This window comes from Dactylosporangium sp. NPDC049140 (genome assembly GCF_040648435.1).
Window position 1 is genome coordinate 458,847 of sequence record NZ_JBEZDS010000001.1, and the last position, 12,451, is coordinate 471,297.

Annotated in this window: 12 protein-coding genes, 1 tRNA gene and 1 riboswitch; of the genes, 8 read left to right on the forward strand and 5 right to left on the reverse strand. The window is 69.7% G+C overall.

Annotated features, from left to right (window positions below; translation table 11 throughout):
- Nucleotides 1-39: 39 nt before the first annotated feature.
- Nucleotides 40-1,809, reverse strand: coding sequence for a proline--tRNA ligase (locus AB0B76_RS02040; protein WP_360367803.1), 1,770 nt, complete (start codon nucleotides 1,807-1,809; stop codon nucleotides 40-42).
- A gap of 50 nt (nucleotides 1,810-1,859) precedes the next feature.
- Here AB0B76_RS02040 and AB0B76_RS02045 point away from each other — a divergent pair, with 50 nt between their 5' ends.
- Nucleotides 1,860-2,396 carry a YbhB/YbcL family Raf kinase inhibitor-like protein gene (locus AB0B76_RS02045; RefSeq protein ID WP_360367806.1) on the forward strand — a complete coding sequence of 179 codons (537 nt, stop codon included), beginning with the start codon at nucleotides 1,860-1,862 and terminating at the stop codon, nucleotides 2,394-2,396.
- A 240-nt stretch (nucleotides 2,397-2,636) separates the two neighbouring features.
- Nucleotides 2,637-4,571: a hypothetical protein gene (locus AB0B76_RS02050; protein ID WP_360367809.1), complete on the forward strand. Its 1,935-nt coding sequence runs from the start codon at nucleotides 2,637-2,639 to the stop codon at nucleotides 4,569-4,571.
- Here AB0B76_RS02050 and AB0B76_RS02055 read toward each other — a convergent pair.
- Entirely contained in the window at nucleotides 4,555-5,352 is a 798-nt protein-coding gene (locus AB0B76_RS02055; protein WP_360367811.1) for an alpha/beta fold hydrolase, read from the reverse strand. The two genes, AB0B76_RS02050 and AB0B76_RS02055, sit on opposite strands and share 17 nt — an antisense overlap.
- Before the next feature lie 60 nt (nucleotides 5,353-5,412).
- On the opposite strand from AB0B76_RS02055, the gene AB0B76_RS02060 reads away from it, so the two are divergent.
- Together AB0B76_RS02060 and AB0B76_RS02065 are read left to right on the forward strand one after the other, a co-directional pair.
- Entirely contained in the window at nucleotides 5,413-5,706 is a 294-nt protein-coding gene (locus AB0B76_RS02060; protein ID WP_360367814.1) for a VOC family protein, read from the forward strand.
- Between the two features lie 45 nt (nucleotides 5,707-5,751).
- Nucleotides 5,752-7,758: a cytochrome D1 domain-containing protein gene (locus AB0B76_RS02065; RefSeq protein ID WP_360367817.1), complete on the forward strand. Its 2,007-nt coding sequence runs from the start codon at nucleotides 5,752-5,754 to the stop codon at nucleotides 7,756-7,758.
- Nucleotides 7,759-7,766: 8 nt separating this feature from the next.
- Here the strand turns inward: AB0B76_RS02065 and AB0B76_RS02070 are convergent, their stop codons facing one another.
- A complete protein-coding gene (locus AB0B76_RS02070; protein ID WP_360367820.1) occupies nucleotides 7,767-8,399 on the reverse strand; it encodes a class I SAM-dependent methyltransferase in 633 nt (210 codons plus the stop codon).
- Nucleotides 8,400-9,122: 723 nt separating this feature from the next.
- On the opposite strand from AB0B76_RS02070, the gene AB0B76_RS02075 reads away from it, so the two are divergent.
- Nucleotides 9,123-9,332, forward strand: a complete 210-nt coding sequence (locus AB0B76_RS02075) for a LamG-like jellyroll fold domain-containing protein (protein ID WP_360367823.1) — start codon at nucleotides 9,123-9,125, stop codon at nucleotides 9,330-9,332.
- A gap of 108 nt (nucleotides 9,333-9,440) precedes the next feature.
- Nucleotides 9,441-9,575, forward strand: a riboswitch (cyclic di-AMP (ydaO/yuaA leader).
- 11 nt (nucleotides 9,576-9,586) lie between these two features.
- Nucleotides 9,587-10,585, forward strand: a complete 999-nt coding sequence (locus tag AB0B76_RS02080) for an NlpC/P60 family protein (protein ID WP_360367826.1) — start codon at nucleotides 9,587-9,589, stop codon at nucleotides 10,583-10,585.
- 43 nt (nucleotides 10,586-10,628) lie between these two features.
- Here AB0B76_RS02080 and dcd read toward each other — a convergent pair whose 3' ends face one another.
- Nucleotides 10,629-11,207, reverse strand: a complete 579-nt coding sequence (dcd, locus tag AB0B76_RS02085) for a dCTP deaminase (protein ID WP_360367828.1) — start codon at nucleotides 11,205-11,207, stop codon at nucleotides 10,629-10,631.
- Nucleotides 11,188-11,673: a MarR family transcriptional regulator gene (locus AB0B76_RS02090; RefSeq protein WP_360367830.1), complete on the reverse strand. Its 486-nt coding sequence runs from the start codon at nucleotides 11,671-11,673 to the stop codon at nucleotides 11,188-11,190. The genes dcd and AB0B76_RS02090 overlap by 20 nt, the downstream gene beginning before the upstream one ends.
- 67 nt (nucleotides 11,674-11,740) lie before the next feature.
- Between AB0B76_RS02090 and AB0B76_RS02095 the strand changes: the two genes are divergently transcribed.
- Nucleotides 11,741-12,247, forward strand: a complete 507-nt coding sequence (locus AB0B76_RS02095; protein ID WP_360367833.1) for a pyridoxamine 5'-phosphate oxidase family protein — start codon at nucleotides 11,741-11,743, stop codon at nucleotides 12,245-12,247.
- Between the two features lie 9 nt (nucleotides 12,248-12,256).
- A tRNA-Gly gene (locus AB0B76_RS02100) sits at nucleotides 12,257-12,327 on the forward strand.
- The last annotated feature ends 124 nt before the right edge of the window (nucleotides 12,328-12,451 follow it).

Below are 12,451 nucleotides of genomic sequence, written 5' to 3' on the forward strand. Positions count from 1 at the left end.
CCGTGAAATCACCACGAGGTCGGCACAAACGCTACAGAATCAGGAGCGAACCGCCGAAACCACCGCGGCGACCGCGGCGCCCGCCTCAATCTCCGTCTTCTCGCCCGACCGGCGGTCGCGCAGCTCGACCACGCCGTCGGCGAGCCGCTTGCCGACCACCACGATCGTCGGCACGCCGATGAGCTCGGAGTCGTTGAACTTCACGCCCGGCGATACGTCCTTGCGGTCGTCGAGCAGCACGGTCAGCCCGGCCGCCTCGAGGTCCGCGGCCAGGCCGGCCGCCCCGTCACGGATCTCCTCGGTCTTGCCGGCGGCGACCACGTGCACGTCGGCCGGGGCAAGCTCGCGGGGCCAGCACAGGCCGCGCTCGTCGGCGGTCTGCTCGGCGACCACGGCGACCGCGCGGGTCACCCCGACGCCGTAGGAGCCCATCGTGACGACCTGCGCCTTGCCGTTCTGGTCGAGCACCGACAGGCCCAGGGCCTTCGCGTACTTGCGGCCGAGCTGGAAGATGTGCCCGATCTCGATGCCGCGCGCCTGCTCCAGCCGCCCGCCGTCGACCGGGCAGATGTCGCCGTCGACGATGCGGACCGCCTCGATGGTGCCGTCGGGCGTGAAGTCGCGGCCGGCGACGAGGTGCACGACGTGCCGGCCCGGCTCGTCGGCGCCGGTGATCCAGCTCGTGCCGTCGACGACCCGGGGGTCGACGAGGTACCGGATGCCCGAGGAGTTCTTCTCGCCCAGCACGCCGGGCCCGATGTACCCCCTGACCAGCGCCGGGTGCTGCGCGAACTCAGCCTCGGTCATGGGCGTCACCTCGGCCGGCGCGACGACCGCCTCGACCCGGCGCAGGTCGACCTCGCGGTCGCCGGGCACCCCGACGGCCAGCGGCTCGCGCTTGCCGTCGGGCAGGGTCAGCATGAGCATCACGTTCTTGAGCGTGTCGGCGGCGGTCCAGGCGCGGTCGTCGCGCTTGAGGTCATCGCGGCCGTTGAACAGGTCGACGAGCGTCTCGATCGTCGGCGTGTCGGGCGTGTCGGCGACCCGGGCCGCGGGCTGCCCCTCGATGGGCAGCGCGGCGGGCGGCGGGGTCGTGACCGCCTCGACGTTTGCCGCGTAGTCGCCGTTGACGCAGCGCACGAACGTGTCCTCGCCGATGTCGGCCAGGGCCAGGAACTCCTCCGACTCGCTGCCGCCCATCGCGCCGCTCATCGCCGAGCAGATCACGTAGTCGAGGCCGAGCCGGTCGAAGATCCTGATGTAGGCCTCGCGGTGGCGGCCGTAGGCGGCGCGGAGGCCGTCGTCGTCGACGTCGAAGGAGTACGAGTCCTTCATGACGAACTCGCGGCCGCGCAGGATGCCGGCCCGGGGGCGCGCCTCGTCGCGGTACTTCGACTGGATCTGGTACAGCGTCAGGGGCAGGTCCTTGTACGAGGAGTAGAAGTCCTTCACGGCGAGCGTGAACATCTCCTCGTGCGTGGGGCCGAGCAGGTAGTCGCCCTGCCGCCGGTCCTGCAGGCGGAAGAGGTTCGGGCCGTACTCCGTCCAGCGCCCGGTCGTCTCGTAGGGCTCGCGGGGCAGCAGTGCCGGGAACGTGAGCTCCTGGCCGCCCATCGCGTCCATCTCCTCGCGGATCACCCGCTCGACGTTGCGCAGCACCCGCAGGCCCATCGGCAGCATGGTGAAGATGCCCGGTGCGACGCGTCGCACGTAGCCCGCGCGGACCAGCAGCTTGTGGCTGGTGACCTCGGCGTCGGCGGGATCCTCGCGCAGTGTCCGCAGGAACAGCGAGGACATCTTCAGGACCATCTGTGTCCACCTTCTTGTGGCCGTTTCCGTCACGTTGGACGATACCGAACGTGTCTTCCCGGTTTTCCTGGCTGTGCGCCGTCCTACTGCTGGCCGGGTGCACGGCCGACGAGCCCGCCGCGACCAATGCCGACAAAACAGGCACACCGGACACCACCCTGACCGTCACCAGCCCCGACTTCGTCGAGGGCGCCCCGATCCCGGCCGACTTCACCTGTACCGGGGCCGGAAAAGCCCCGCGCATCGCCTGGACGGGTGACACCAAGGGAGCCGCCGCCCTCGCGGTCGTCGTCGACGACCCCGACGCCCCGGGCGGCACCTACGTGCACTGGATCGTCCTGGACCTGCCGGCCGGCACGACGTCGCTGCGGGACGGCGACAAGGTCACCCAGGGCAAGAACTCCTCCAGCGGCAAGGGCTGGACCCCGCCCTGCCCGCCGTCGGGCACGCATCACTACCGGTTCACGGTGTACGGCCTGAGCCGCCCCACCGGCCTCGGCGACGGCGCCGGCCGTCAGGAGGCCCTCGACGCGATCTCGAAGAACGCCGTCACCTCGGGCCGGCTGACGGGACTCGTCACGCACTGATCTCGCACCCGGCTTTCACCCGGCCGGGGCGCCCGGGGCGCCGATCGCCTTCCGCACGGCCTGTTGGACCGGCGGCCCCACGTACCTCATGATCATGACAAATCCGCTGGTCACGCTGGCTTTGTGGACCGCGCTCGCCGTACTCTTCGGCCTGGCGGCACTCGTCCGTTCAGGTAGGGCCCCTACCACTATGAGCAGGTAATTCTTGACGCGTCATACCCCTCGCCTACACTCCACCGGGTGAGAATTCGGGGGCGGGTGCCGGCCAAGGCCGTCGACGCGCTGGTCATGCTGGGCTATTTCCTCGGCGCCGTGTATGTGCTGGGCCATCTCTGGGCGGACCCGAACGGGCGCTACCTGACGCTGAACTACCAGGACAGCTTCACGTTCGAGTGGTTCCTGACCCACGCCACCGAGCTGTTCACCAAGGGCGAGTCGCCCTTCTTCTCCGACGACATCAACTCGCCGCTGGGCGTCAACCTGATGGCGAACACGTCGATCCTGACGCTCGCGCTGCCGCTGACCCCGGTGACGCTGTGGCTCGGCGTCGGCGTCACCTTCGCGATCATCTCCACGCTGGCCCTGGCCGGCACCGCGATCGCCTGGTACTGGGTGCTGACCCGCCACTTCGGCCGCTCCCGGGCCGCCGCCGCGGTCGGCGCCGCGTTCCTGGGCTTCGCACCGGCGATGATGTCGCAGATCGCCGGGCATCCGAACATCGCCGGGCAGTACTTCATCCCGCTGATCATCGCCACGGTCTTCAAGATGCGCTTCCCCGGCCAGGTCTGGCGGCAGGGCATCTGGCTGGCCGTCCTCGTGCTGCTGCAGGCCGGCATCAACGAGGAGATGCTGTTCTTCACGGCGATGGCCCTGTTCGTGTTCATCCTGGCCTACGTGCCGTGGCGGCAGCTGCCGGGCTTCGTGAAGGTCATGCTGCCCAAGTGCGGCGTGACGCTGCTCGTCGCCGGGGTCGTGCTCGCCTACCCGCTGTACTTCCAGTTCACCGGACCCCAGCACTACAGCGGCCTCGACGAGGGCGTGCGCGGGATCAACCTCGACGCGTACTCCTACGTCACCTTCGGCCGCTACTCGATCGCCGGCGACGTCGCCGAGGCGGCGCGGCTGAACAAGAACAACGCCAGCGAGGAGAACAGCTTCTTCGGCTGGCCGCTCGCCCTGGTCCTGGTGGCCGGCGCGATCGCGCTGTGGCGCAACCGGCTCTCCCGGGCGCTGTTCATCACCGCGGGCGCCTTCGCCGTCTTCTCCCTCGGCCCGACGCTCCGGTTCAACGGCGTCGACCGCACCGAGACGCACGGCCCGTGGAAGTGGATCAGCCAGCTGCCGCTGTTCGACTCGGTGGTGCCGACCCGGCTCGGCCTCATCGTGACGGTCTGCGTCGGCGTCGGCCTGGCCCTGCTGGTCGACAAGCTGGTGGTGGAGCGGCTCCGCCCGGTGGCGGCCACCGTTCCGGCCGAGGTTCCGGCTGAGGTTCCGGCGCTCGAGCCCGAGCCGGCGCTGGTCGGCACCGGCTCGTCCGACTCCGCCGCCTCCGGCGAGACGCCGGTCGAGAAGCCCCCGGCCCGCCCGCTCGGCCGTCCCGAGCCGGCCTCGCGCCGCAGCCCGAAGCTCGCCCTGGTCTGGGGCGTCGCGCTGCTGGCCGCGCTGGTGCCGCTGTTCCCGACCCCGCAGCCCGCCGACGGCCGCCCGCCGCTGCCGGCGCTGTTCACCAACGGCAACTGGCGCACGAAGCTGCCCCCGAACCCGGTGGTGGCCCCGCTGCCGGGCGGCTGGGACGACAACATCAAGATGATGCGCTGGTCGACCGAGACCAACTTCGAGGTGAAGGTGACGGCCGGGTACTTCCTCGGCCCGAACGACACCAACCCCGAGGACAAGTTCGCGCACTTCGGGCCCGGCTACCGCGACACGATCATCTACCTCAACGGGGTCATCCGGCAGCGCACCTCGCCGGCGGTGACCGAGAAGCAGAAGCAGATGATCCGCGCGGACATCCGGTTCTGGAAGGCCACCAACCTGGTGATGCCGGTCGGGTACTACAACGAGAAGGTCCTGCGCGAGACGATCGACAAGCTGGTCGCCCCGGACGTGGCGCCGGCCCAGGTCGTCGACGGGGTCTACCTCTGGGACGTGCGCTCGATCAGCGGCACCGGCTGAGCACCAGCTCCGCGGCCCGGCGGGGATGCATCTCGGGGATCCAGTGGCGCACGCCGCGCAGGATCTCGAAGGTGTACTCCCCGTCGACCCACCGCCCGCAGCGGCGCGCCAGCCGCTCGGTGACGAACTCGTCGCCGTCGCCCCAGGCGAAGAGCGTCGGCACGGTGACCCGCGGGAACTGCTTGCGGCCGGGGACGAGCATCGCGCGGTACCAATGCAGCGCCCTTCGGTTTTTCGCCGTGGCGTAGCGGCGCGCATGCTCGGCCCCGAGCCCGCTGCGCACGAGCCGGCGCTCCAGGAACCGGGGCGTCAGGGCCAGCTCCGGCAGGACCGGCAGCTGGAAGAGGCCGATATAGGCCGAGCGCCACAGCTGCCTCGCCCCGGCCCCGGCCCACGCGCCGCGGTGCGGAACCGACAACGCGGTGAGCGTGCGGACGCGCTCGGGGTGCCGCCCGGCCACGTGGAACGCGAGCGCGGCGCCCCAGTCGTGACCGGCCAGGTCGAACCGGTCGACCCCGGCGGTCCGCGCCAGCGCGAGCACGTCGGTCGTCAGGACGTCCAGGGTGTACCGCCGCCGCGAACCCGGGCTCCCGTGCTCCGCGTATCCGCGCAGCTCGGGCACGAGCACCCGCCGCCCCGCGGCCACGAGCAGCTCCGCGACCCCGGCCCAGGCCCGGCGGTCCTGCGGGAACCCGTGCAGCAGCACGACCGCGGGCGCGCCGGGGTCCCCGAGATCATCGACCTCGAACTCGAGCCCGTCGTTGGCGAATCGCTCGACCATCCGATCATTCTGCGCCCGGGTCTTGAACCTGACGGACCGTGAGGACCTAGCGTCGACGGCGTGGAGCCGGGGCCCGACGGCATCGTCTTCCACGCCGAGGTGGAGGCGGGCGACGGGGTGATCTGGCTGCATCGGGTCTCGCCGGACTTCGGTCTGGCCTCGCCGCGCACGCTCGGCGTGACCACCGCGGGCGTGTCGGTCCTGGTCGACGACGTGGACGCGCACCATGCGCGGGTCGCCGCCACGGGGGCGGCGATCGTGTACGCGCCGATGGACCAGCCCTACGGCGTGCGCGAGTACAGCGTCCGCGACCCCGAGGGCGGCCTCTGGTCGTTCATGACCCCACTGGACTGATTTGCCGGGACAACATCGATCGGCGTTGCGAGCCATAATCCGTTCGTGCGTAAACCCCTCTTTGCCGGGATTACGGCGGCGGCGGTCGGTGCGGCCGTCACGCTCGTGGCCCCGGTGACTCCGGCCATCGCGGCCACCGCGGCCCGGCCGGTCATCTACGTTGCCGACACCGACGGCAACTATCTCGGCGTGTTCGACGCGAACACCTACGAGTACCTCACCGTCATCCCCGTCGCCCTGCGCCCCACCGGCCTGGCGGCCACCCCGGACGGCGGCCGGGTCTACCTCACCGAAAACGGCGCCGCCCAGGTCTCGGTGCTCGACACCGCGACAAGCACCGTCGTCAAGACCATCGCCGTCGGCACCGAGCCGCGCGGCATCGCGATGACCCCCGACGGCGGCCGCATCTACGTCGTGAGCGGGTCCAACACGGTGAAGGCGATCGACACGGTCACCAACGCGGTCGTCGCCACCATCGGCGTCGGCACCGACCCGGACCACCTCGTCGTGAGCCCGGACGGCCGGCGCGTCTACGTGCCCAACTCCGGCAGCGGCAACCTGACGGTCATCGACACGGCCACGAACACGGTCGCCGCGACCGTCGCCGTCGGCCACGAGCCGCACGCGGTCGCGCTGACCCCGGACGGCCGGCGCGCCTACGTGGCCAACTCCGCCGCCAACACCGTCTCGGTGCTCGACCTCACGACGAACACGATCACCGCGACCGTGCCCGTCGGCAGCCAGCCGCTCGGCATCGCCGTCACGCCGGACGGTGGCCTCGCCTACGTGTCCAACTCGCTCGGCAACACCGTGTCGGTGCTCGCCACCGCCACGGACAAGGTCATCGCGACCGTCCCGACCGGCAAGGGGCCGAAGACGGTGACGATGGCGGCCGACGGCACCCACGTCGTCGTGGCCAACCACACCGACGGCACGCTGACGGTGATCGACCCGGCCACCAACGCGACGACGACGACCGACTACGTGGGCGAGGGCCCGGCGGGCCTGGCGATCGCGACGGTGCAACCGGCCCCGCCGACCGCGAACCTCGTGCTCTCGTCGCTGCCGGAGTCGAGCCGCGTCTCGTTCGACGCGTCGGCCTCGAAGCACGGTTTCGGCTTCAACATCGGCTTCAGTGTCGACTGGGGCGACGGCACCGCCCCGAGCGGCCAGAACTTCCACGACTACGCGCACGGCGGGACGTACACCGTGACCCTGACGGTGACCGACGACCTGAACGTGAAGGCGACCGCGAAGCAGCAGATCTCGGTGCAGCCCATCACCCGCATCTTCTCGATGCTGTCGGCCAGCAACCTGCGGTACGTCTCGGCCGAGACGGCCGGCGCGGACCCGCTGGTCGGCAACCGGACCGTGGCCGGGGCGTGGGAGACGCTGTTCCAGGTCGATGTGGGTGGCGGCGCGGTGGTGTTCCGGGCCGGGATCAACGGCAGGTACCTCACCGTCGACCCGGCCGGCAAGCTGACCGCGAACGGCGCGGCGCGCGACGACGGGTCCCGCTTCAAGGTCATCGCCGGGGCGAACGGGTCGTTCAGCCTGCTGTCGGTGTCCAACAACCGGTACGTCAGCGGCAACAACGGCTCCGGCCCGCTCACCGCCGACCGTGCCGCGATCGGCCCGTGGGAGCAGTTCTACGCGACGAGGACCACCAACATATCGATCGAGGCGCAGGCCAACTACAACTACGTGACGGCGGAGAACGGCGGCAACGCGTCGCTGATCGCCAACCGTGGCGCGCCCGGCCCGTGGGAGACGTTCGACGAGATCGAGGTCGGGGACGGGTACGTCGCCTTCTTCTCGCACGCCAACCAGCGCTTCGTGACGGCGGAGAACGGCGGCAACGCGCCGCTCATCGCCAACCGCACCGCCGTCGGCGCGTGGGAGAAGTTCTACCTGTCGGCCGGCTGGAACAGCACCGTCAGCATCCGCGCCAACGCCAACAACCTCTACGTGACGGCGGAGAACGGCGGCCGGTCGCCGCTGATCGCCAACCGCCCCGTGGCCTCGGTCTGGGAAGGGTTCACCGGACTGTAGGGAGAGCTCTACCGACGGGCGAACACGGCGGCGCCCGGGGTCTTCGCGGCGAGGTCCAGCAGATGCTGGGCCTCGACCGTGAAGCCGGCCTCCTCCAGCCAGGCCGTCACCTTGGCCGGCGGGCGGAGATGGACGTGGACTCGCATCGGGTGGCCGCCATAACCCTCGGTCTTCAGCCGGTGCGCGTCGCCCACGTGGAAGCCCAGCAGCAGCCGGCCGCCGGGGCGCAGGACCCGATGGAAGTGGGCCAGCACCTGCGGCACCAGGTCGTCCGGGATGTGGATCAGGGACCAGAAGGCGATCACGCCGTCGAGCGAGGCCGCCGGCAGGTCGAGTCCGGTCATGTCGCCGACCTCGAAGGCGAGGGCCGGGTGCGTCGTACGGGCCAGGTCGACCATCGCCGGGGACAGGTCGATGCCGAAGGCGTCCACGCCGGCCGCGTGCAGGTACGCCGTGATATGGCCCGGCCCGCACCCCACGTCGGCCACGCGGGCGCCCGGCGGCAGCAGCGCCGCGAACAGGTCGAGGGTCGCCCGCAGGTAGGCGTCGTTCGTCAGCGCATCCCGGACCAGGTCCGCGTAGCTGGTCGCGACGGTGTCGTAGGACGCTCGCGTGTCGTTGCGCCAATCCTCGGGGGCCACGAGCGGCAACGTTAGCCCTTGAAACGTAGCCGTCCGAGTGACTGCGCGGATCACGGCATTCGCGGCATCATGTCCGGTTATGCGCCGCCGGCGGTTGTTGTGTGCTCTGCTCGCCGGTCTCGTCGTGGTGGCCGGGCTCGCGGTTCGCTGGGCGGCGGCCCCGTCGGATCTGTCCACCCGGCCCGGCGCGGCCGCTTCGGCCGGCCCGTTCGATGCCGGGGCCGGCCCGTTCGTGGCCGGTCCCGGCATGGGCAGCGCGCCGGGAGTGGGGCCGGCTCCGAGCGCAACGGCGGCGCACGGGAGCGGGGCCGGCATCCGGTACACCTTCGACGGCGGCCTCGGCGAGCCGGTCACCGACGCGGCGGGGCGGCTCGGCCTGCGGGCGGCGGGCAGCTCTCCACCGTCGCCCACGACGGCGGACTTGCGGTGCACTTTCCGCCGCGGTGTGAGCATTACGGTGCGAAGAGTTGCGCCCGGACCATCCTGCAGAGTGGTCCGGCCGGATTCTCAATCCGGGCCGCGGATCCATTACGTACGGAGCCACCGTCCTGGTTCAGCCGAATGAGACTTCTAAAGGCGCCAATGTTGACCAGAAAGGGTTCCCGGTCGGTGACAGTCAGTTCAAACTGCAGGTCGACGGCGAGGCCGGACAGCCCGGTTGTGTGATTGTCGGCACTGGTTCGAGCGCAATTTTCGTGGCCGTCGCGGCACGGTCCATCGCCGATGGACGGTGGCAACCGGATCGCGTGTTCGCGCGGTAACTCCCTGCTCACGGTGGTCGTGGACGGCGCCGAAGCGGGACGCACCGCGGTACCGCCGTCACTGTCGATAGCGAACGACGATCCGTTGTGTATTGGCGGCAAGGGAACCAGCGCGAACAACGATCAGTTCGTGGGCGCAATCGATGATGTGTTCGTCACTCAAATCGCCTGACCTTAGGGACAAATCGGACGACAATCGGGCTCCGACTTGAACCTGGGAACGGTGCGCCCTTAACGTGAATTCCGGTCGGCTGGATGTCCGCGCCCCACCCGGGTGCGCCAGGCGGCACCGTCGAGTCGAATTTCGAACCGGGGACCCACGTGTTCCATCGGGGTGAATCCGCGCGATTGCGCGGTAGGGCGACCTTCCCGCCCGAACCCGTCAGCTAACCCGGTAGGCGGCCAGGAAGAAGGAGTAACTCCTCGGTGGAGACCCATCTGAGGTGGTCGAGGCGGCCCTCCCGTCTGCTGCGGCTCCTCGTCGCCACCCTTGGCGGTCTGTCCCTCGCCCTCGGCATCACTGGCCTCGCGCACGCGGACCCCTCGCCGGGCGAGGTCGAGAAGCAGATCGACGAGAAGTGGAACCAGATCGAGCCGGTCATCGAGCAGCACAACAAGCTCAAGCTCGAGCTCGCCGCCAACAAGACCAAGCAGAAGCAGCTCGAGGACCAGATCGCCCCGCTCAAGGCCCAGGTGGACGCCGCCTTCGACAAGGTGAGCGCGTTCGCGGTCCTGCAGTACAAGAACGGGCGCGTCTCGAAGCTCGACGCCATGCTCACCACGGGGTCGCCGGACACGTTCGTCGACCAGATGACGTTGCTCAACATGGTGGCCAAGGACGAGCAGTCGCGGATCAAGGACGTTCTCGTCGCCAAGCAGCAGTACGACGCCAAGAAGGGCCCCATCGACCAGCTCATCGCGCAGCAGGCCGAGCAGGAGGCCGCGCTGGCGAAGCAGGAGACGCAGGTCAACGCCGACATCAAGACCCTGCAGGACATGCGCATGCAGGCGTACGGCAGCGGGGCCGGCACCGGCTCGCTCGCGCCGGTCGCGTGCCCGCAGCAGTACGACGGCTCGCCGGGCAGCAAGGCCGCCCAGGTCGCGTGCAAGCAGATCGGCAAGAAGTACGTCTGGGCGACCGAGGGGCCGAACACGTTCGACTGCTCGGGCCTGACGATGTACTCGTGGAAGCAGGTCGGCGTCACCTACCTGCGGCACTACACGATGTGGCAGTACGAGGACACCAAGCGCGTGGCGCGGGCCGACCTCAAGGCCGGTGACCTCGTCTTCTTCTACTCCGACAAACACCACGTCGGGCTGTACGTCGGCAACGGCTGGATGGTGCACGCACCGAACTCGAGCCAGCCCGTACAGATGAAGAAGATCGATTCTGAGCCGATATCCGGGTACGGCCGGGTGGCGTGACTTTGACGAAGGGCGGGCCTGCGGGCCCGCCCTTCGTGTTTCGTCATTTGGTCGGCCAGGTCCGCCAGTTTTGCCAGGAGCGGCTCGGCGTCGGTCCGCGCTGGCCCTGGTACCGCGAGCCGTACACCGCCGAGCCGTAGGGGTGCTCGGACGGCGAGGACAGCCGGAAGATGCACAGCTGCCCGATCTTCATGCCCGGCCACAGGCGGATCGGCAGGTTGGCCACGTTGGACAGCTCCAGCGTCACGTGCCCGGAGAAACCGGGGTCGATGAAGCCGGCGGTCGAGTGCGTCAGCAGCCCGAGCCGCCCCAGACTCGACTTGCCCTCCAGCCGCCCGGCGAGCTGGTCGCCCAGCGTGATCACCTCGAGCGTGGACGCGAGCACGAACTCCCCCGGATGCAGCACGAAGGATTCGCCGTCGTCCACCTCGACCATCGACGTGAGCTCGTCCTGCTGGATGGCCGGGTCGATGTGCGTGTAGAGATGGTTGTTGAACACCCGGAACCACCGGTCGAGCCGCACGTCGATGCTGGACGGCTGCACGAGCGCCGGATCGAAAGGCTCGAGGCGCAGCTGGCCGCCTTCGAGCTCCTTGTTGAGGTCACGGTCGGATAGCAGCACCCTCTGAGGTTACGGGGTTCGCTTCGTCGGCCGCCCTGGTGGTCGCGGTGAGCGCCCTTTTCAGCACTTCCGCCGAGATCTCGATCTCCTCGGTGGTGAAGTGCGAAAAAGCTTCCCGCATGTGTACCCCCAGAGGCGCGAAAAACTCGTGCGCCAGCGCCTGGGCCTTGGGCTGGATGTGCAGGTGCAGCCGCCGCCGGTCCTCGGGATCGGGCCGCCGCTCGACGTGCCCGGCGCGCTCGAGCCGCACGAGGAGCGCCGTGGTGGCCGCGGGGCTGAGCGAGACCCTCCGAGCGAGCTCCCCGGGCGTCAGCGGCCTACGGTCCTCGGCCGCGCGCCAGATGTGCGCAATCGCGTTCATGTCCGTGCGGTGCAGCCCATGCCCGCGCGCGAACACGTCGACAAACCGGTCCGCCTCGACGTTGAAGCGCCGCAGGAGGTCGATGAGATCGTCGGCACCCGTCACCGATTCAGTTTGCCCCGTTCGGGGAAAACGGCAACGATCGTACAGGTGTTCGAGTACTTTTGAAGGTATGGCATCGTGGGCTGACTTCGCCGCCGCCGACCCCGCAGTGGCGGCGGCCATTCGCACGCTCGTCTGCCAGTACGGCCCGGGCCTGGGCTACCTGGCAACCGTCCGCCCCGACGGCGGCCCCCGCATCCACCCCGTCTCCCCCGTCATCACCGACGAAGGCCTGTTCTGCTTCGTCCTCGCATCCCCGAAGCGCCACGACCTGGACCGCGACGGCCGCTACTCCCTGCACAGCTTCCCGTCGGACGACTCCGCCGACGAGGCCTACCTCTCGGGCCGCGCCACCCCGGTAACGGACGACGTGCGCACCGCCGGCTTGGCCCGCCTGATGCACGCGGCCCCGGGCATAGACTGGAAGCTCTACGAACTATCGGTCGACCTGGCCATGTACGTGCACTACGACACCCCGACGACGTCGACCCGCACGGTGTGGAAGGACCGCCCGGGCCACGTACCGAGAGCAAGGCAGAATGGTCCGTGCACTGAGGCCGTGGATTCGGTACAGTAGGCGTCGCTCGCGGGTGTAGTTCAATGGCAGAACATCAGCTTCCCAAGCTGACAGTGAGGGTTCGATTCCCTTCACCCGCTCGGACCTAGGGGCCCTCTGTTCGCGGAAAGCGCGAACCGGGGGTCCTCGCCATTTCTCCTGGGGCCCGAGCCCCAGACCCCACGATCGTGGGTGATCGCCGCGGCTGTTCTCCGCCGCTAAGCC

Bases quoted from the DNA above. Each gene is read 5' to 3' on its own strand.
- AB0B76_RS02040 (WP_360367803.1), bottom strand. From the start codon at position 1,809: ATGGTCCTGAAGATGTCCTCGCTGTTCCTGCGGACACTGCGCGAGGAT.
- AB0B76_RS02055 (WP_360367811.1), bottom strand. From the start codon at position 5,352: ATGGTCGAGCGATTCGCCAACGACGGGCTCGAGTTCGAGGTCGATGAT.
- AB0B76_RS02075 (WP_360367823.1), top strand. From the start codon at position 9,123: ATGGACGGTGGCAACCGGATCGCGTGTTCGCGCGGTAACTCCCTGCTC.
- AB0B76_RS02095 (WP_360367833.1), top strand. From the start codon at position 11,741: ATGGCATCGTGGGCTGACTTCGCCGCCGCCGACCCCGCAGTGGCGGCG.